We start from the raw sequence: 20,946 nt of genomic DNA, 5'->3' as shown, positions 1-20,946 counted from the left end.
TAGCTGGTGTTAATTTAATCGATACATTGATTCTAGGCGAAGATGATAGAAATGTAGGTAAAATTAGAGGATAAAAACCAATTTTTTAATTGTTTTTATTTTGCGCAGCAATTGGTTTAAATATAATCACTGGTTCGCTATTTATCTGCTGGCACCAATTAATTGTAGAAATATAATCAACAAGCGTTATTACATAGTGAGTCGTTATTCCTAGTAGCCTGTTAACTCCATATATCCATCGCCGCTGTGACTACCTATAACGCTTATTGGTCCTTCCCAATAAGGAATAGATAATGGCATATTGCTGTTTGGGTTTAATGCAGAAATAGTGATATCAATTTGTTCACTGGCGATCGCTAATTGCCAGCTAGTAGGGTATTTACCATTATCAGTTTGTTGCCAACTGAGTGGTGTCATAGAAATATCATCAAGGGATTGTGCGCTGGTAATATTTCGCCCAGAACCAGCGGAAAACATTCTTCTTGCGCTATAAAACGCTGGCGTTTTCTCATCAGCACCGCGCAGCTGAAACACCATTAATGCAGAGTCATCATCTAACCTAATTGAAAACCAATCCCAGCCTTGTTGGGCTTTCGTGAGAAATTGCGAGCTCCACTCTCTATCTAGCCAAGCTTTACCTGTTACTGATTCCTGTATTCCATTTCTTGTAATAGTGCCGCTTAACTCAATAAAAGGCTGGCTGTAATAATAAGATGCGACTGCGGCATCAGCACTTTTAATACTAAACCCTTCGTCTCCCTGCAACTGCATAGGAGCATCGCTCGTTAAGGATAATTGGTAACTAAATTCGTCGGTAGCGACTGATAATTTAGCAGGGAAAAGTCCAGTGGTTTCGCTCACCCACTGCCAATCATCTAACTTAACAGTGAATGGCTCAGCGCTAACATCAGCAAGATTCGGATGGCCTCTAGACCATTTTTCTGCTGCTTGATGATGATTCTGTGAGGTTATGGCTGCATGGGACATGTACATTTGAGATGTTGCCCAATCTGTATTGTGTTCAGTATTTTTCTGAGCGTTATCGGCAGCCAATGCAATTCTAAATTGAGTCCATTGGATACCCAGTTTCTCGCCCGACTGCGTTTGCATATTGGCGGTTAAATACCACCACTCTTGGCGAAAGTTATCATGGCTTAAGTGATCATCAGGAAAAGAAAATTGGTAGCCCGAAGTGACGCTATCATAGTCATCCATTTGAGATGATGGCTCACCTAGTAGTCCGCCCATACTCAGAGAGGAGCTTGATTCAGGCTGCTGGCAAGCTGAAAGTGTTAAAAGAGCTAACAACACAAGCCATAGATGATTAACTGCTTGCTTAACTTTAAAAGACGGATCCATTTTAGAAGAATGCTTCACTTTCGGTGCAGCCAAAAACCAATGACGAAATTGTGGCTTCATATTGCCTCCTGCTGCAAACTTTTAATTAATGGTTTTCTGGTCTGCCAGTATAGTGGGATAGCGATTGCGATCGCACTGGTTGATAAAGCAATCACCACAACACGAATATAGGCAGGCCAATCCCATAACATGGCAATACTCCAACCAAATGCCTGTAAGGTCACTTTGTTGATCAAAAGATAGCCCAAGACGGCGCCAGTAGGTAAAGCCACTAAACAAGTCAGTAGTACTATCAATTGCATCTGCACAAATGTCATTAATCTTAACTGGCCTTTAGTTATACCTAATGCATAAAGCCTTGCTAGCGGCGCTTGTCTTGCTTGGGTAAGCATTAAACATGCACTAAATAACCCTATGGCAGCAACGATTAAGGTTAGGCTATTTAGTACCATGGTGATTGAAAATGTTTGTTTAAACATGGTGATAGCTTGCTGTTTTATCTTGGCCTGATTGTACATTTGCGCATTGGATATCAACTTACTGTCGACTAACATTTGCTCCAGCTCGCTTATATCACCTTGATAACTAGCAGCAATGCTTTTAGGCATTTCGGGTAAGCCGACTTGTTGCCATAACGTCTGGTCGATGACGACTTGCCCTTTGGGATTACCATAATCAAAAAATATACCGCCAATAGTTATTGGTGCTGAAGCTTGCTGTCCTTCGTTTACTGCTGATTTTTCAAAAGCTGCAATGCTAAAAGTATCTCCAATATTTAAGTTGTACTTAATGGCGATTGGTTCACTGATGAGAATTTGATTACCAGCTTGAAACTCAGACCATAAGTTGTTGGTTTGAGATTTTAATGAACTGGTGACTTGGGTTGAATATAGGTCTCTGGTGACTAGCTCAATTGGCATGTTTTGATATTTTGACTGCACCGTCCATTGAGTATATACGCCACTTACTTTGTCTTTATCATTCAAGAAATCTTGTATTTGAAGGATTTTATCACCCGATGGACGCATATATAAATCAGCGTGCAAACGGCTCTCAAGCCAGGTTTTTAGCGTTACTTCAAAACTCCCCACTAAAGTATTCATGGATATATTGGCCGTTAATGCTAGTAGCATAGCCATCATGGCTAATGACAAAGGGCCTATTAGCTCTTTGGTCTCAGCAATCATGTAATGCCATATTCCAGCTGGAAACAACCTAGCGAGCCATTGGCTTATTTTATAGATGGTCAAGGGCAGTAAAAGTGGAATAGCAATGATAACAATGCCCATCAGGCCTAAACTGACTTGATACTGCTTTGCAAACGGAAATGCCAACGCGCAGCCAATCAGGCAAATTACTGCAATAGTAAATTGAATGCGATGGATACGAATAAGTTGTCCCACTTGACTGACTTTAGTGCTTATTCTCGCTAGAGGTTGATTGGTGAGCTGCCTATATAAAGGCAAGCATGCAAGTAAACCTGCAAATAATGTTAGTCCCATCGCCTGAGTAAGCCACTGCCATTGCCATGAACCTGGCATGAGTCTGGCGCCATATAGCTGTTCTAATGTCATGGCAACCATAGGTTGTAACCACAAACTGAGTTGTAGCCCTAATATAAACCCTAGGATTGAACCGACGATAACCAGTAATGCTAACTCGCTGATTAATGACAGTATTAAGTGATTTTTTTGAATGCCAAGTTGCAGTAATTGAACCAATAACTTTTGGCGCTTCATTAAGCTATAGCGGACGCCGTTATAGGCAATAAATAGCCCTACTACAAAGGCCAGCATGCTCATGGCGTTAAGATTAAGATGAAAACTACGGGTTAACTCTTGCAGTGCTTGGCCTTGATCTTGTTCAGTAATGCCAGCTTGTTGCTGTAATAAGTCAGCGTGATTTATACGGCTAATTAATTGCTCAGGTTTATCAAATAGCGCGATATAAGAAAGTTGATTGGGCTGGTTCAATAATTTTTGCGCTAAGGAAATATCAGCGACAATGGCGTTACCAAGTCCAAAGTCATCATCTAGACCGATGACTTCAAGTTTGATGCCGGGTGCTTGTTCGTTACTGGGGTTTTGTAAAAAGAACTCGCCATTAGGTGCGACTTTATCAGCTAATGATTGGCTCATTAATAATATATTTTCAGCAGCCAGCAGTTTAGCAATCGGAATATTGGGATTGACCAAGTTGCCGTGGCTATTGCCACTATCAGCCTTATTATCACTGGAAGATGTTTGAGTGGTTTGTAGATTAATCGCTGCAAATAAATCACTACCCTGAATTTGCCAGCGCCTGCCTTGAGGGTCAACGACCAAGCCATTGACAATCGCTAGGGCATTGCTAATGCCTGATTGACGTAAGCGAAAATAAACCTCTTCATCAAGATGACGCTCTCCAGCGTTTGGAGTAATTAATAAGCTTGCTCGTTGGCTGAGTAATTCTGTGGCTTCACTGTAACTTCTAACTGCATTTTCGTTGGTTGATTTAACGCCTATTAGTAAAGTAACAGCTAATATTATACCTAATAAAATAGCGCCAGCTTGCAAAGGAGCGTGCCGGTAATGAGCGAAGAAAACGCGTAAGCTCAAACCCACTTCAGCTAATGTAGTTATCCTTGAGTGGTTATTGTAACTAAGAGCGTTATCAGTAGCGTCATTGGCTTGAGACGATTGGCTACTCATGAATCTTACCTTGCTCTAAATGCCAACGCCTTTGCATATAATTTGCGCAGGAGTCGCTATGGGTCACCATTAACACCGTGGTATTAGCGGCTTTGGCTAGCTCGCAAAGTAATTGCATAACTTGTTGGCCCGCTTTTTCATCGAGGTTACCAGTAGGCTCGTCTGCAAGCAGTAACGCGGGTTTATGGACCAGTGCTCTTGCAATGGCAACGCGTTGTTGTTGGCCGCCAGATAGAGTTTCTACAGGGCGAGTTAACACATCATTTAGTTCAAGCATATTAATCAGCTCGTCACACCATAAGGTCCATTTAAGCTTATTCAACTGCAGAGGGAAACGGATATTGTCGATGACATTGAGGGGCGTTAATAAGTTAAATTGCTGGAAAACAATGCCTAGTTGCTGACGACGAAAGTGGCTCCAATGACTGTCTTGCCATTCTTTGGCTGGCTGATTTAGAAGTCGCAGTTCACCAGAATCGATTTTTTCAAACCCAGCAATGATATTGAGTAAGGTGCTTTTACCTGTCCCACTTGGTCCTGTTAATGCAATGGTATCACCAGTATTTAATACTAAATCGACACAATCCAGTACTTGATGATATTGATCGCCATCGGTAAAGCCCTTTGAGACTTGTGATAATTGGCTAACAACATGGCGAACATCTGATTGCATAACAAGTTCCAGTAAGTCTATTAATTACATCATCATACGATAGTTTTTAACTTATAGATCGATCTAAAAATGTAATTATATTTTTATGGTTGGGGCTGATGATTAACTTCGAGGTTTAAATTGCAACTTTAGTTGTGACTGACTCGAACTCTGACTAGGCTTTAAAACAGTTGGAATTTAGGGTTAAGTCTATTGTTTAACTATATTTGTAATTGCAATCATAGGCTTAAGAGTTATAGTGGTGAGAGTGTTTTTTGAGCAGTTTAATCTTTCTTGTGATCTATTGGTCAATGTCAGTCAATAACCTTGCGTGAATATATGTATTAGTTAGCCAAGTTATGGATAACAGGCGAGGCAGCGAGGCAAATAGACATCAACCAATTTTTGACTTGTTAATGAGACTTGTATTTATGGACAAAAATAAGCAAACGTTACACAGCTTTAGAAGTCGAATTTTGGCTTATATAGCATTGCCACTTATCTTAATTATGGCATTGGTGTATGGATTTAATGGTTGGATTAATTACCAAGAACATGAAAAAGATGTATATCAACGGTTAGAACAGCAAGCTGTTCTTTCTGCTAATCATCTTAGTTTTGTTTTGGACTCTGTTCAAAATACTACCCGCGGTTTGTCTGATTATTTAACTTATGTCGATAGCGACAACTTATACGATGACATTGATAAAATTGAACATTTATTAATTAATCGTCTTGAACGTAATCCCAGTATTTTTGGAAGCGCAATTGCTTACCGTCCCAATTTTTTAACTCAAAAACTTCGTTATGCTCCTTACGCTTACCGTGAAGGTAATAACATCAATATCCTCGATATTGGTTCAGAAGCCTATGATTATACTGATGGTAGCTGGAGCTGGTGGACCGATGCGATAGCAAGTCCAACAGGCGTGTGGTCAGAACCTTATTTTGATGAAGGCGCGGGCAACATTCTGATGATGACGTACTCAAAAGCATTTGGTGATGTTGGCGAGCGTTACGGAGTGGTTACAGCTGATTTAGCATTAAACAAAATACCTCAGATGATGAAAATTCCTAGTAAAAACTTGGTTGTACTCAATCAAAATGACAAGGTGATATTTTATGACTCTGCAAATAGTCAATTAAAAGGCAGTAATGAAAAATGGCTGTCTGATAATCCATTAAATGATCAATTGAGATCGCTTTTGGAGAATAACTTAGCAGGCCAAACTGAGGCTGAAACAGTTTCAGGAGATCGATTCCTAGTCAGTGTTGCTAATGTCTCATCGTTAAATTGGCAAGTGGTGATCGCGACAAGTCATAACGAGCTTAATCAATATTTCTTATCTAACTTTTCAAGATTAGCTTTCATTCTCTTACTGTTATCTATTGCACTGCTATTAACCAGTATTCTGGCTTCGAAACGGTTAAGTCGACCATTAGAAAACCTAGAAATTGGTATTATGGATTTCGGAGAAGGAAAAATTGATCGATTAGATTCTGATAACACCAATATTTCAGAAGTGTCGACTTTAACCAATAAGTTTAATCAGTTTGCTGATTTACTCGCAGAAAGAGAGTTGGCATTAAAGGACTCTACTGGTAGTCGCTTTGCAAGCTTGATTGACGGTATGAGCGATAAGTCATTTTATTGCTCGTTAGATCCTCATGGCCAATTAGCCCAAGTCAGTGATGGCGTGTTAAAAGTACTTGGAGTGGATGCCGATACACTCAAGCGTAAATATCAGCGGATGTTCACTAGTGACCCCATTAATGAGCTGAATTGGAATTATATGGAGCAAGCACTTGAGGGGAGCACGGTCCCAGCTCATCAGGTTGAAATGCTTGCTGCCGATGGTGCCATTAGGCGACTTGACGTATTTATGCAGCCTTTGGTGACGAATTCTGGTGAATTAATTTCTGTCGAAATGTTATTTACTGATGTCACTGAGCAATTTTCAGCTGCGCTTTGGTCGAATGCAGTTATTGAATCATCACCTCAAGCCATGCTGATTGTGGATGAGCATGGTGGCATTATTTTTACCAATACCCGTTGCCAAGAGTTGGTTGGCTATCAAGCTGATGAGCTTTTAAAACTCAATGTTGACTCTCTCATTCCTGAGCGCTTTAGGAAAGTACATGATGAGGCTAGAGCAGTATTTTTAGAACAAGGATTAACACGATTTACAACACCTAAAGAAGGTTGGGTGTTATTAAAATCAGATGCGACTGAAATACTGGTGGAAATTAATTTCGCTTTATTACCTTTAGCCCATGATGGCAGAAAACAGATTGCAGCCAGCATTCGTGACTTAACAAACCAGATAGCAATTGAGCAAAAAATTAAAGATAGCGAAAGTCGCTTCAGAGGGTTAGTTGCCAATATTCCAGGTGCGATATATCGAACCCGAATTGCTGACCATTGGATTATGGAATATGTCAGTAACAATATTGCTGATATTACGGGTTATCCTGCAAGCGATTTGATTGAAAGCCAAAAACTGAGATTCAATACTATTATTCATCCTGACGACGATGCAGCATGCTTTAATGCTATTTCTGAAGCTATTAAAACCCAACAAAACTTTAATGTTGAATACCGAATCTTTCATCGTGATGGCAGCATAAAATGGATTCAAGAGAAGGGCAAAGCTAGCTATGACGAGCAAGGTACGCCTTTGTGGTTTGACGGTAGTATCAACGATGTCACTGAAAGTAAAAAAGCGTTAGAAGCGATTAAAAACTCTCAAAAACAGTTAGAAAGTATCACCGAATCAATCCCCAATTTAGTGTATCAAATGATATGGCGTTCAGAAACGGAGCGAGAGTTCAGCTTTTTATCTGAAGCCTGTATTAGCATCATTGGCTTTCCACGTGACATGTTGATGCAGGACTTTGACTTACTGATTGGCAGAATTATTGATTCAGAAAGGCAGACGATAATTGATGACTTATCTGGCAAAAGTAAACAAGGTTTACATTGGGTTACTGAGTTTAGGTATCAGCATCCCTCAGGTGAAATTATTTGGTTGCAAGCGGGTGCCAAAGGCAAAGCCCTAGCAAATGATGCGGTGCTCTGGAATGGGTACCTAATGGATATTACCGACCGTAAAAATGCCGAGAAACGATTAGCCGATAGAGAAAGGCATTTACGGACGCTGCTTAACACCGCAGAAATGGGTATTGTGAATATTGATAATCACGGGGTGATCATTAACTGTAATGAACACTTTGGGCGAAATATTGGCATAAATTCTAACGATTTAGAAGGAAAGCTTTTTTTCGAGTTTATGGTTGTAGACGATAGAGTGCTAGCCAGAGAGCAATTTGAATTACTGATTCATAGCGCATTTGAAAACTTTAATATAGAACCCAGAATGCAGAACCAAAATGGTGAGATGATCTGGATGGATATGACCTTCGCCGCCATTAAAAATGATCAAGGTGAAGTGACCTCTAGCGTAATTTCAATGGCAGATATTACTACATTAATGACGGTCTCGAATGAGCTTAAGCTAGCCAAAGATGAAGCGGATGCTGCAAGCAAAGCTAAAAGTGATTTCTTAGCGAATATGTCCCATGAAATCAGAACGCCAATGAATGCGATTATTGGTATGTCTCACCTTTGTTTACAAACCGACTTGAATAAAAAACAGCATAACTTTGTTGAAAAAATTGAGCGGGCATCTAAATCCTTACTCGGCATTATTAACGATATTTTAGATTTTTCAAAAATTGAAGCGGGCAAAATGGAAATTGAGATAGTGCCGTTTCAACTCGACACCATGCTGGAAGATCTAAGTGACATGTTTGCTGTGAAAGCTGCAGATAAACAACTCGAATTGCTGTTTTCTGTCGCCCCTAATATTCCTAGCCATTTATTGGGCGATCCCTTAAGACTGAGCCAAGTGCTGATTAATTTGATGAATAATGCCATTAAGTTTACTGAGCGTGGGGAAATTATTCTATCGATTGATTCTATTGCGCAGCAAGGCGATGAACTTGAACTTAAGTTTAGCGTACGAGACAGCGGTATTGGTTTGACACCTGAGCAATGTAATAAGCTGTTTAAATCATTTAGCCAAGCTGATAGCTCGACGACTCGAAAATATGGGGGCACAGGGTTAGGGTTAGCGATTTGTAAGCAGTTAGTAGAGCTAATGGGCGGTGATATTGGGGTCGAAAGTAAGCGTGGTATTGGTAGTACGTTTTATTTTACCACTAATGTGACTAAGGCTGATGACTTACAACTTAAAGTGACCCAAGAGCTAGAGGGAATGGAGATCTTAGTTGTCGATGATAACCAAACCGCACGAGATATTTTACAAACAATGCTGAAGAGCATGGGCTTTAATGTCGCATTAGCAAAAGATGGCACCGAAGCTATATCTATGTGCCATTCTCATGATTATCAACTAGCCTTAATAGACTGGAAAATGCCCGGATTAGATGGATTACAAACCGCAGATACCATTCTCAATCAAAGTTCAAATCCTCCTTTGACTATTATGGTATCAGCCCATGCAACGACCGAGTTTACTGACTCTATTAATGTAAAAGGAATTAATGGTTACATCACTAAACCGGTAAGCGCATCTCGTTTACTGGATGCCATTATGTCTGCATTAGGCAAACAAGGCCATATGCCCGTTAGAGCAAAAGCAAGTGAGCTTAATGAAGACTTGTTAACACAATTAAATGGTAAAAAAATCTTGTTAGTCGAAGACAATGACATGAACCAAGAAGTCGCGTCAGAATTTTTAGAACAAGTGGGTATCGAATTAACCATTGCTGATAATGGTCAAATAGCATTAGATAAACTCAGCCAACAAGATTTTGATTTAGTATTAATGGATTGTCAGATGCCCGTGATGGATGGCTACAAGGCAACTGAACAGATCCGCAAAAATAATGTTTATGAAACACTGCCCATTGTTGCGATGACCGCAAATGCGATGGCAGGTGATAAGGAAAAATGTTTGAGTGTAGGGATGAACGATCATGTTGCTAAGCCAATAGAAGTTTCTTTGTTATATCAAACCTTGCTTAAATACTTAGGTGAAAATAATACCAACATTGAATTACCGAGCGTTAAAAACTCAACGACCAATAAAGTAGAAGCTTGGCCGCAACACCCTGATATAGATGTCGATCGTGGTTTACAGCTAGTACAAAACTCAGCAAGACTATATCGGAAAATATTAACTCGTTTTGTTGAGGGGAAACGTAATATTACCGCTCAAATATCAGCGGCAGTGGATGCTAACAATCAAGAAGAAGCGATTCGTTATGCTCATACTCTTAAAGGTTTATCTGGGAATTTAGCCAGTGACAAACTCTCAGAACTCGCAAAAGAACTTGAAAAGAACTTGATTGACGATGTGGGATTTTCAGTTGAACTTAATGCCACAAGTGAATTGGTTCAGTCAATATGTGAAGCAATAGATTTATGGTTAAACAACAATCAACAGGTTATGAAAACCGAGAGACTTGAGCTGATAAGTAATACTGAGTTTCAGATATTGTTAGATAAGCTTTTAATGTTACTCGATGACGGTGATGCAAGTTCAACTGAAGTAATGGATGATATCCAGCAGCAAGTGAACCAACAAACTTGGGAACTGCTTAAGCCTGTAGGGCAAATGATTAAAGGCTATCAATTTGAAGAGGCTATCGCGTTTATTCAAAAAATGCGCAAAAAGTTTGAGTCATCGACAGATTAATATTAAACAGGAAATAGGTAATTAACATGGAAAAAGCAACCGTGCTGATAGTTGATGACACTCCTGAGAATATCGATATATTAGTGGGTATTCTCGGAGGTGACTATAAGGTTAAAGTGGCTATTGATGGACCTAAAGCGCTCGCATTAGCTCAAAAATCTTCACCTGATTTAATATTGCTTGATGTGATGATGCCTGGCATGAGCGGCCATGAAGTTTGCCAAAAATTAAAAAGTGAACCGCTTACCTGCCACATTCCAGTTATTTTTGTCACAGCACTTTCTGATACAGAAGATGAAACTCAAGGCTTTGCCCTCGGCGCTGTTGATTATATTACTAAGCCAGTAAGCCCTGCAGTGGTTAAAGCAAGAGTGAAAACCCATTTAAGCCTATATGATCAAAAGCGGTTGCTGGAGTCAGAGGTTGAACTGCGAACCAAAGAGCTTAAAGAAACACGATTTGAAATTATTAGAAGGCTAGGGAGAGCTGCCGAGTACAAGGATAATGAAACAGGGTTACATGTTATTCGTATGAGTCATTACGCGAGGTTACTGGCAAGTGCAGCCGGACACTCTTCTCGCTTTTGTGAGTTGTTATATAACGCAGCACCTATGCATGACATCGGAAAAATCGGTACACCAGATGCGATTTTAAAAAAACCAGGAAAGCTCGATGCTGATGAGTGGAAAGAGATGCAAGCGCATGCTGCCATTGGTGCTGCCATTATTGGTGAACACGATGATCCTCTATTGCAGATGGCAAAACGTATTGCGTTAAGTCATCATGAAAAATGGGATGGTAGCGGTTACCCTGATGGTCTTTCTGGAGATAAAATACCCATTGAAGGGCGAATAATCGCCATTGCTGATGTGTTTGATGCGTTAACTTCCGCAAGGCCTTATAAAAAAGCATGGACTGTAGAAGACGCCATAGGTCTTATTGAAAAAGAGTCAGGAAAACACTTTGATCCTGAGTTGGTAGAGAAGTTTAAATCTGTGTTAGATGATGTGAAATTAATTAAAGCAGAGCATGGAGAGACGTTTTAGTTATCACTAAATAAGCCAGTCTTTAGGGCCTGTTGATCTTTGTAGGTTAATTTTTGTTCGAAATAAAAGCGTTTTAATTGAGGCGGATGGATTGATGCCTAGTCATCTAAGCAAAATTCATCCAACAAAGAGTAAAACGCTTTTAGTCGAACCCTTTGGGCAGCGTTTGTTGGCGATTTTTACTGCGTTATCGACTTTTTATGTAGAATAACTACACTACAAAGTCTCTGCCTTGTATAAATGGCCAACAATTCGCTGCAAAAACAACCTTGAAAGATCAACAGGCCCTAATTAAAAAAGGATAAATACATAATGTATTTATCCTTTTTTTTAGCGTATCTGAGCTTAACTGACTTGAACTTAAATTATTAGAGACAATAACTGACTCAAATCATTGTCTAATCTTCTAAAGAATAGGGCAGTGGTATGACGCTAAGCTCACTGGCTTCATCTTCTTTAATGCGTAATTTGGCATCATTCTCAGTGTCGTTAGCAAGCACTGCAGTGAGTAAGACTTTACCTTCATGCTGTACTGACTCAATCACTTTACCCGCACGGCGAAAACCATCTTCATCAGCTATTTCAATTTGAGTTTCGCTAGTAACCGTTTCAGAAGTCGTGCCAGTAAGAATGTATAAAGCTCGCTTATTGCCGCCACGATATTTCATTCTTGCGATAGTTTCTTGGCCCATGTAGCAGCCTTTTTCAAAACTGATACCATTAACAGCTTGCAGGTTGCACATCTGTGGGACAAACTCCCCACTGTGGTTCGCATCAATATTGGCGTAACCAGATTTGATTTCAAGCGCTTGCCAAGTGCTAGCTACTTGTAATGATTTTGTTGAAGCGCTAACTAACTGAGTTGCTTTTTCAGTGTTGGTGATGACGATATAACGTGCACCATCTTTCAAAATAACCGTATCATCTAACGTGGTTAATTCAGCCGAAATTTCGCCAAATTGCTCGCCAAGAAATGTTGTGGCATTCGCGCCTGCAAACCCAAGAATAGCTTTATTGGCTGTAATATCAGTTAATTCAGCTTTACTGAATACGGCATACTTTTGCCATTGAGCCAAGCTCAGCGGCAGTACTGATGCAGGTAATAAGGCAAAAAGTTGTTCATCAATGGTAAAGGTTCTAAAGCTTGAGATCATTTTGCCTTTAGCATCACAGTGTGCGCCCCAGCGCCATTGGTCGTCTTTTAAAGACACAATGTCAGTGGTCACTTGGCCGTGTATAAAGGTTTTACCTTGTTCACCAGTAATTTCAATTAAGCCTAAATGAGTCAGATTGGCGACCAATAAGTCTGGGGAAGTGTTTAAGAAATCCCAATCAGGCTGAGCAGTTGCAAGTGTCATATACTAATTCCTAAGGTGACCAACAAAGATATCGCTTGAGTGTAACGGAATTCAGTAACGCTCAAAAGAAAAAGCTACCTTCAATTGAATGAAGGTAGCTTTATTTCACTGTTTCAGCGCACGGAAAAGTCCGCATTATCAGTGGTTAGGATTAAAATAAAACTCGTGTACGAATAGTACCTTCAATTGCTTTTAATTCGCCTAATGCTTGTTCCGCTTGGTTTGAATCAACCTCCATCACAACATAACCAATCTCTGCAGTTGTTTGCAGGTATTGTGCAGCAATGTTAATGCCTTTTTCTGAAAAGGCTTGGTTAATTTTAATCAGTACACCAGGGCGGTTATGGTGAATATGCAGTAAACGCGAAGTGCCTTTATGCTGCGGCAGTGTAACTTCAGGGAAGTTAACAGCAGACACAGTTGAGCCGTTATCTGAATATTTAGCGAGTTTCCCAGCAACTTCAATACCAATGTTTTCTTGGGCTTCAGCAGTACTACCACCAATATGCGGTGTAATAATGACATTATCTTGACCACGCAATGGGCTAATGAATTCATCATCATTTGACTTAGGCTCAACGGGGAATACATCAATCGCTGCACCAGCAAGATGACCTGATTTTAATGCGTTTGAAAGTGCATCAATATCGACAACCGTGCCACGAGAAGCATTGATGAAAATGCTTTTTTTACGCATTTGCGCAAACTCTTTCTCACCAAACATATCTTTGGTTTGAGGCGTTTCTGGGACATGTAAGCTAATCACGTCAGACTCACTCAATAAGGTTTCTAATGAATGAATTTGGCTAGCATTACCTAATGGAAGCTTGTCTTCGATGTCGTAAAACACCACTCGCATACCTAAGGTTTCAGCTAAAATACCTAGTTGAGTACCTATGTGCCCATAGCCAATAACGCCGAGAGTTTTGCCACGTACTTCATAACTACCACTTGCACTTTTTAACCAGCCGCCTCGATGAGCATGAGCATTACGTTGAGGGATCCCACGCATTAGCATGATGATCTCGCCTAAGACTAATTCAGCAACAGAACGTGTGTTAGAAAATGGGGCGTTAAATACAGGCACGCCAAGCTTTTCAGCTGCGGCAATATCGACTTGGTTGGTACCAATACAGAAACAACCGATAGCGACTAATTTCTCAGCATGATTTAACACGTCTGCAGTTAATTGAGTTCGGGAGCGTAAACCGACAAAGTGCGCATCCTTAATGGATTGCAGCAGCTCATCTTCTGGTAAAGATGCTTTATGGTATTCAATGTTTGTGTAACCTGCACGCTCTAGTACATCGACCGCAGTTTGGTGGACGCCCTCCAACAGCAGGATTTTAATCTTATCCTTGTCAAGCGAGTGTTTCGCCATGATATGGGTACCCTCTTATCAATAGTTATGCTTATGTTATGCTGACTTTAAACGCTCGACCAAAATAGCACTTTTTTAAACATTTGTAGAGGGCTAGATGGCTAAAGTTAATATTCTAATTCTAGAACAATATCATCTAAGAGGGATTTAGTTTGAATAAGTTAGTTATATGGGTTGTGATTTATTGTGCGGTAGTCGTGTGGTCAGTTATTTCACCGAAAGATATGTTCACTTGGTGGTTGGAGGCTTTACCTGCTTTATTGGCTATCCCTATATTACTTTTTACCCGCAAGCGCTTTCCGTTAACCCAGCTTTCCTATGTATTATACCCAAACAACCTGAATATGCTCGATTTCAGCAAGAATTTACACGCGTTTAGGCAAGGCATTGATTGCGGGTAATGGTTATTCCCTTTTCAAAATCAATAACGCAGCATAAACGCGTGTAAAACTTGCCCTCAGGGAGTTTCACCGTGTTCCCACTACGTTGTTGCGCTAATTTATAAGGTACCTACATTACCGCATTAACGCGCCTAGTATTGAAAACACGGTGAAGCTCTGAAACACGTATCTTCAAGTAGTTTGGGTATAATACTTATACATTGTTGTGTTTTACTCGTTGGCGCTAAATATACCTACGCAGAAGTCCCATTATTTGACTGGATTGCACAGTGGATGGGGAGTGATAGAAACAATTACGACAAAATAGGACATGTAGCTCAAGGTTTTATCCCTGCAATTTTAGCCCGTGAAGTCTTTTTGAGAAACCGAGTTTTACAACCTGGGTACTGGTGTCAGTTTTTATCTGTGTGTTTTGTATTGGCATTATCAGCTTTCTACGAATTAATAGAATGGTGGGTTGCGATTTGGACGGGTGAAGACGCCGAAGCTTTTCTAGGGACCCAAGGATATATCTGGGATACACAATCAGATATGTTTATGGCCTTATTAGGAGGTATTAGTGCATTAGTCGTGCTTACTCATTGGCATAATAAGCAGTTAGCATCACTTATTAAAAAATAATTAGTAGTGAATTATGCTAATTTAGCTAAGAAGATAAAGTTTATTTATGCTACTAATAGGTACTTTAGAAGGACTTAGATATTTATTTAATGCGTTAGTATGATAAAAATACCTTATGGACTAGTTAAAATATACTATCATTGAGTATTGTTATTACTTTGTTATCAAAATTCAGGAAGAAACTCGTTAAGTCGAGATGATAGGGATGCTTTTCAGGGAGAAAAGTGATGAGCTCAAATATTGATGAATTAGTTTTCTTACACCAAGTTGCGGCGCCATGTAATTTAGCCATTCTTGCGGAATCAATAGGTCTTAAAACAAGAATTGTTAAGCATGCAAGTGACTTGGAAGTCGACAAAAATACCAACAGTTTTTATTTAGTCGCACAAAAAGGTGCAGCTTTAGACAGTAAAGGGATACCTTTGCTCGTTTCTCGATTAGTTAACCATGTACCTGTAGCACTTTATCAAGTTGAGCGTGGCTCTTTAGATCAGGAGTCAGCTTTATTGCTTGGAGTGAGAGGGTTACTCTACTCAGATCAACGAATGGATTTAATGTTGACTGGACTACGTAAAATGGTTGCCGATGAATTGTGGTACGACAGGCCGTTAATCAGTAAGATTTTCCGTAGGTTAGTACAAAAACTCGATGCCAATACTGAAATTCCGCCAGATACTGTCGCTATGCTTCAAATGCTGACTAGTCGTGAAAGAACCATTATTCAGTTGGTTTCAAGTGGTGCGAGAAATAAAGAGATTGCGCATCGCTTATGTATTAGTGAACATACTGTAAAAGCGCATATATCTTCTATTTTTCGTAAAACGCAATCTAGAAATCGAGTCGAGTTATTACGCTGGGCACAGACTTATCAAGCTCATTTTGAATTTGCCTAGTTTAAAATGAATACTGAATTAAACAACAATAAAAAAGGGAGCCTGATGGCTCCCTTTTTAACTTATATTAAAGGATTAATTTTGGTAAACAGTCGCTGTATTAAAGTCACCTGTTTGAGAAACATTAATCATACCATTGTTGCCAATCTGCGAACCTATCACTAAGTTATCGTTACCCATTTGCGAGATGGTTAAGTTATTGCTGTAACCATCGACTAAGAAGTAACCGTCATCGCCACCAACCCAGTTTCCATCACCCTCTTGCGCAATATCAATGACATGCTCATCACCAAAAACCACCACGTCAGTGAGGTTAAACTCACCATCTTGTGCAATATCGATCACTTGGGCAGTCCCCCAATTCGTGAGCGAAGCTTCATTATCATCACCAACTTGCTCGACAGTGACTTCATTTTCAAACCCAAAGGTATCAACATAAGCAAAGTTAGTGTTACCCGATTGGTCAACAGTGACGGCATTTTCATCAAGTTCGACGAATACAGCCACTTCATTATTGATGCCCTCTGAACTAATGCTGACTTCATTATCAAAACCATATGTTCCAGAGGCAACATAATTAGTTTCACCATCTTGCATGACTGTAATCGTGTTTCCGTCACCTATGGTTTCAAATTCAGTTAAGTTAGCCGTACCAGATTGATCAATATCGATCATATTGTCGTTACCAGAGATGACAGCAACGTTATTATCACCGACTTGGTTACCTGTACCGTCTTGGAAAATAAACACCTCATTGTCATTGCCGTTAGCAAACTCAATAACGGCACCATTCAAATCACCGCTTTGATCAATTACTATGTCGTTGCTTGAACCTGTTAGGCTTGCTACGACACCAGTATTACTAAAACCTGATTGGTTAATTTCGAAACTATTATCATTGCCGTATACACCAATCACAGCACCAAAGTTTTCGTCACCTGACTGGTCAACAAATAAACTATTGCCATCACCTACATTAGGTGTTCCACCTGGAGCGACAAGTCCAGCTTGGTTATTGTTACCATCTTGAGTGATAGTGCCATCATTACCATTACCTTCAACACGGAATACTGCTAAGTTAGTCGCGCCATATTGTGTGGTTTGAGTCAGGTTATCGTCACCAATATGCTGAATAATACTATTATTCTGATCGCCACTTTGCAGGGTATCAGCGATATTATCGTTACCTACAGCAGTGGTTTCACTGGTATTCCAAAATCCTGACTGATCAACAGTCACTTGGTTGTCATTACCATTCACTCCCACATTTGCAATGTGCCAATCATCGACCTGATTTGTTGTAATAACGTTTCCGTCACCTTCAGAAGTGATATAAGACTCTTGCCAATCACCTGATTGAGTGACTTCGGCAATTTGGTCATTACCAATCTGAGCTATTTCAGATACATGTCGCGTGCCTGTTTGAGACACTTGTACGTCTTGTCCTTCACCAGTTTGATTAACCGTTGATTGATTATTTATCGCAGCAGCTACTGCCGCTGATTTTTGTGTTGAAGCAGTTTCAGAAATTGAAAACCCTGTAGCAGAAACGGGTAAAGCTAGACTGGCTGTGATGGCAAGTGAAATTAGCGATAGTTTTGTTTGCGACTTCATTTGACGCTCCCTGTTTGGATATTGAGTGACTTGGTAGCTTGTCATCTCTTCTCTTCAATGATGAAGCTCACTTTCTGCGTGGCTCATATTTCAGGCTGTAAATCTTTAGCCAATAAATAAAGACTGCTGAAAGCGAACAATAAGTAATCTTGCCACCAACGTTTTACTAATAAGAAATAGCTAGGGTTTCAATTATCAAGAATAAAATATTAAACAAACTTGTAGTGCTTAATATTATTTAAGTGGGCTAACGATATTCTTGAATTTTATTTAACCGCATCCTTTAGCTTATTTTGACAAGTTACAAACTTAACTTACGGATTGAGGTCTGATAGCTCAATCGGAAGAATGGCTACTTTTTAGGGGAATAAAAACAACAGAACTTTCGTATTACTTACATGTAAGGTTATGATTTTAAGTGCTTTAAATGTTTATTGAGGATGTGATGGTTAATTACCTACACTGATAGGATTAGTAGTTTATTACTATTTAAGTTCTAACCACTATTATTCTGCTTTTAATATGACAACAATCAAATGGCTACAACATATCCGGATTTCACTTCGTGGAAAACCAGTTCGCTTTCAGGCATATGGATAAGCTACCAGTGTTGAGGTACCGGTTCTGGGAATTAATAATGGAATATAGGAAGCCAGAAAATGATCAAGAAAATGTCTCCAATTGCTATTGCAATTGCCTCTGTAATGGCGATTAATGTCGCTCCTGCTATCGCTAAAGATAAAGTAGAGTATAAGCAAGATCAACTACTTGTCGTATATAAAGATAATGTTTCCAAGTTTGAAAGGCTCTCTGCTCAGCGTTTAGTGAGTGGTACCTTATCAGATAAAAATTTAGATGGTGTTGATGATAAATTTCAGCATCTAATGAATGGTCGATTAGCAAAATTACAACTTAAAAGCGGCAGTGATATTCAGGCTGCGATTAAGGTGATTAGCCAGCATCCTGCAGTTAAATATGCTGAGCCTAACTACACATATAAAGCGCTAGGAATGCCAGATGATCCAAGTTTTGTAGATTTATGGGGCTTACACAATACTGGACAAGCTTCAGGTACCGCGGGAGCTGATATTGATGCAGTTACTGCTTGGGATATTACAACGGGTAGTGACAATGTGGTGATTGGTGTTATTGATACAGGTGTTGATTACAATCATCCTGATCTTGTCGACAATATGTGGGTAAACCCAGGAGAAATCGCAGGTAACGGTATTGATGATGATAGCAATGGTGTCATTGATGATATTCATGGTTATAACCCAATAACCGGTACTGGTGATCCTATGGACGGTAATGGTCATGGTACGCATGTGGCTGGAACCATCGGTGCGACCGGCAACAATGGTGTCGGGGTTGTCGGTGTAAACTGGGATGTAACCATGATTGGTTGTAAGTTTTTATCGGACGGCGGCACTGGTAGTACAGAAGATGCTATTGCTTGTATTGATTACTTCACTAACTTAAAAATCAATCATGGCGTTGATGTTAAAGCGACTAATAACTCATGGGGCGGCGGTGGCTTTAGCCAAGCGTTAAAAGATTCAATTGAGTCTGCTGGAGATCAAGGCATATTGTTTGTGGCTGCTGCAGGTAATGACGCGATTGATAATGATATCAACCCACATTACCCATCAAGTTATGATTCTGATGTTGTGTTATCAATCGCGAGTACAGATAGAAATGACGCGATGTCAGACTTTTCTCAATGGGGTCTAACAAGTGTTGATATGGGCGCACCTGGTACTGCCATTTTATCAACGTTTCCAAATGATAGTTACGGTACTATTTCAGGCACTTCTATGGCTACGCCGCATGTTACTGGCGCAGCTGCATTAGTTTGGTCAGTGGCTCCAGATATTGGCGCTGTTGAAATGAAACAACTGCTAATGGATTCTGGTGAAGTCAATGCTGATTTAACTGGATTAACTGTTGCTGGCACCAGATTGAATGTAAAAAATGCCTTAGATGCTTCAGATCCAGATCCTTCGTTTACGCTGTCAGCAACACCTAGTGCCCAATCTGTGGAAGCGGGAAGTGCTGTCAGTTATGATTTTTCTGTGGGTAGTATTGCAAGCTGGAATGATCAGGTCAGCCTTTCTGTTGCTGTTTCACCAGCACTTGATGGAGTTACTCTTTCAACTGCTACTGCAATGGCGGGTGATAGCTTTACACTTGATGTCGCGACTTTAGATTCAGCGACGTGGGGAGACTATGTTATTACTGTTTCTGCTGACGATGGCATAACAGTGAAAGATAAAGCGGTTTTATTAAATGTGTATCCTGCTGGTTTAAATGACTTTAGTTACGGAAATGACACTCCAGTAGATATAACTGACAATGCTTCATTTACGAGTACTATTGAAGTATTTGATCCTGTGCAAATATTTGACCTATCTGTGAATGTTGATATTTCTCATACTTGGATTGGTGATTTAATTGTTAGCTTAATCTCACCAAGTGGCACTGGAGTGGTTCTTCATAATGGGGAAGGTGGTAGCACTGATGATATTGTGAAGACATGGGATCTTTCAGACTTTGATGGCGAAATTGCTGCAGGGTTATGGACACTTATAATTAGTGATAATGCAGCAGGTGATACTGGTACATTAAATAGCTGGGGCTTGACGATTTCTGCACTAGGGGAAGCTGCGCCAGCTGCACCTGTCGCTGATTTTGAATTTGCTGTTGACGGATTAACTGTTGATTTCACTAACACAAGTACAGACATTAATGATGACATCGTTAGTTATGCTTGGGACTTTGGTGATGGCAGTATGTCTAGTGACACAAACCCGACTTATGTCTATGCCATGGGCGGTGCGTATACTGTTTCACTGGTGACAACAGATAGTGAAGGACAGTCAGATACTCAGTCTATGACAGTAGAAGTTTTTGAATATAGCATAGATGCTGCTGTTACTCGTACGATGAAATCACGTCGTGGTAGTGCACTTGTTGATTTAACTTGGAGTGGGGCTGTTGGTGATAATGTAGCCATTTACCGTGATGATGTCATGGTGTCTTCTACAGCCAATGATGGTCGATATCGTGACCGTTTCACTAATGCACCTGCAGAAGTAACTTATAAAATTTGTGAAACAGAGTCGAGCTTATGTTCGGATCCGATTGTTGCAACTTTTTAAGGTTAAATAATAAAGCTATTTAATTAGCACCTAGAAGGGATGGTATA

Annotated in this window: 11 protein-coding genes and 2 pseudogenes; 7 read left to right on the top strand and 6 right to left on the bottom strand. The window is 40.0% G+C overall.

From position 1 onward, the window contains the following. Positions 1–210: 210 nt before the first annotated feature. Genes L2735_RS04005 through L2735_RS03995 form a run of 3 tightly spaced genes read right to left on the bottom strand, consistent with a single transcriptional unit; the run spans position 211 to position 4,722 of the window. On the bottom strand, positions 211–1,359 hold the full coding sequence (locus L2735_RS04005; RefSeq protein WP_248983626.1) for a lipocalin-like domain-containing protein: 1,149 nt from the start codon (positions 1,357–1,359) through the stop codon (positions 211–213). Positions 1,360–1,415: 56 nt separating this feature from the next. Continuing rightward, complete coding sequence (locus L2735_RS04000) at positions 1,416–4,049, bottom strand: ABC transporter permease (RefSeq protein ID WP_248983474.1); 2,634 nt, start codon at positions 4,047–4,049, stop codon at positions 1,416–1,418. Further along, positions 4,042–4,722, bottom strand: coding sequence for an ABC transporter ATP-binding protein (locus L2735_RS03995; protein WP_248983473.1), 681 nt, complete (start codon positions 4,720–4,722; stop codon positions 4,042–4,044). The genes L2735_RS04000 and L2735_RS03995 overlap by 8 nt, the downstream gene beginning before the upstream one ends. 410 nt (positions 4,723–5,132) lie before the next feature. Here L2735_RS03995 and L2735_RS03990 point away from each other — a divergent pair, with 410 nt between their 5' ends. The 3 genes and pseudogenes from L2735_RS03990 (at position 5,133) to L2735_RS03980 (ending at position 11,765) form a co-directional block, all read left to right on the top strand. Beyond that, positions 5,133–10,424, top strand: coding sequence for a PAS domain S-box protein (locus L2735_RS03990; protein WP_248983472.1), 5,292 nt, complete (start codon positions 5,133–5,135; stop codon positions 10,422–10,424). Between the two features lie 26 nt (positions 10,425–10,450). Further along, positions 10,451–11,470, top strand: coding sequence for a response regulator (locus L2735_RS03985; protein WP_248983471.1), 1,020 nt, complete (start codon positions 10,451–10,453; stop codon positions 11,468–11,470). Positions 11,471–11,564: 94 nt separating this feature from the next. Continuing rightward, positions 11,565–11,765: pseudogene (locus L2735_RS03980) on the top strand (hypothetical protein). 103 nt (positions 11,766–11,868) lie between these two features. Here L2735_RS03980 and ygfZ read toward each other — a convergent pair. Then, a complete protein-coding gene (ygfZ, locus tag L2735_RS03975) occupies positions 11,869–12,828 on the bottom strand; it encodes a tRNA-modifying protein YgfZ (RefSeq protein ID WP_248983470.1) in 960 nt (319 codons plus the stop codon). Between the two features lie 151 nt (positions 12,829–12,979). After that, a complete protein-coding gene (serA, locus tag L2735_RS03970) occupies positions 12,980–14,209 on the bottom strand; it encodes a phosphoglycerate dehydrogenase (protein ID WP_248983469.1) in 1,230 nt (409 codons plus the stop codon). A gap of 176 nt (positions 14,210–14,385) precedes the next feature. Here serA and L2735_RS20235 point away from each other — a divergent pair, with 176 nt between their 5' ends. From L2735_RS20235 to L2735_RS03955, 3 genes and pseudogenes are all read left to right on the top strand, one after another. Continuing rightward, on the top strand, positions 14,386–14,610 hold the full coding sequence (locus L2735_RS20235; protein ID WP_487250617.1) for a DUF2238 domain-containing protein: 225 nt from the start codon (positions 14,386–14,388) through the stop codon (positions 14,608–14,610). A 186-nt stretch (positions 14,611–14,796) separates the two neighbouring features. Then, a pseudogene (locus L2735_RS03960) lies at positions 14,797–15,231 on the top strand (DUF2238 domain-containing protein); the annotation flags it as partial. 227 nt (positions 15,232–15,458) lie between these two features. Then, positions 15,459–16,124 (top strand): helix-turn-helix transcriptional regulator, encoded by a 666-nt coding sequence (locus tag L2735_RS03955; RefSeq protein ID WP_153912682.1) that lies wholly within the window; start codon positions 15,459–15,461, stop codon positions 16,122–16,124. Between the two features lie 75 nt (positions 16,125–16,199). On the opposite strand, the gene L2735_RS03950 is transcribed toward L2735_RS03955, so the two are convergent. Then, entirely contained in the window at positions 16,200–17,738 is a 1,539-nt protein-coding gene (locus L2735_RS03950) for a curlin (protein WP_248983468.1), read from the bottom strand. A gap of 659 nt (positions 17,739–18,397) precedes the next feature. Here L2735_RS03950 and L2735_RS03945 point away from each other — a divergent pair. Further along, a complete protein-coding gene (locus tag L2735_RS03945) occupies positions 18,398–20,899 on the top strand; it encodes a S8 family serine peptidase (RefSeq protein ID WP_248983467.1) in 2,502 nt (833 codons plus the stop codon). Positions 20,900–20,946: the final 47 nt, after the last annotated feature.

This window comes from Shewanella olleyana (genome assembly GCF_023283825.1).
Taxonomy (GTDB): Bacteria; Pseudomonadota; Gammaproteobacteria; order Enterobacterales; family Shewanellaceae; genus Shewanella; species Shewanella olleyana.
The sequence above is the reverse complement of the archived record's forward strand: the minus strand, read 5'-3'. Positions and strand labels throughout refer to the sequence as shown.

Bases quoted from the DNA above. Each gene is read 5' to 3' on its own strand.
- L2735_RS03955 (WP_153912682.1), top strand. From the start codon at position 15,459: ATGAGCTCAAATATTGATGAATTAGTTTTCTTACACCAAGTTGCGGCG.
- serA (WP_248983469.1), bottom strand. From the start codon at position 14,209: ATGGCGAAACACTCGCTTGACAAGGATAAGATTAAAATCCTGCTGTTG.
- L2735_RS04005 (WP_248983626.1), bottom strand. From the start codon at position 1,359: ATGGATCCGTCTTTTAAAGTTAAGCAAGCAGTTAATCATCTATGGCTT.
- L2735_RS03990 (WP_248983472.1), top strand. From the start codon at position 5,133: ATGGACAAAAATAAGCAAACGTTACACAGCTTTAGAAGTCGAATTTTG.
- L2735_RS03950 (WP_248983468.1), bottom strand. From the start codon at position 17,738: ATGAAGTCGCAAACAAAACTATCGCTAATTTCACTTGCCATCACAGCC.
- L2735_RS03945 (WP_248983467.1), top strand. From the start codon at position 18,398: ATGATCAAGAAAATGTCTCCAATTGCTATTGCAATTGCCTCTGTAATG.
- L2735_RS03985 (WP_248983471.1), top strand. From the start codon at position 10,451: ATGGAAAAAGCAACCGTGCTGATAGTTGATGACACTCCTGAGAATATC.
- L2735_RS04000 (WP_248983474.1), bottom strand. From the start codon at position 4,049: ATGAGTAGCCAATCGTCTCAAGCCAATGACGCTACTGATAACGCTCTT.
- ygfZ (WP_248983470.1), bottom strand. From the start codon at position 12,828: ATGACACTTGCAACTGCTCAGCCTGATTGGGATTTCTTAAACACTTCC.
- L2735_RS03995 (WP_248983473.1), bottom strand. From the start codon at position 4,722: ATGCAATCAGATGTTCGCCATGTTGTTAGCCAATTATCACAAGTCTCA.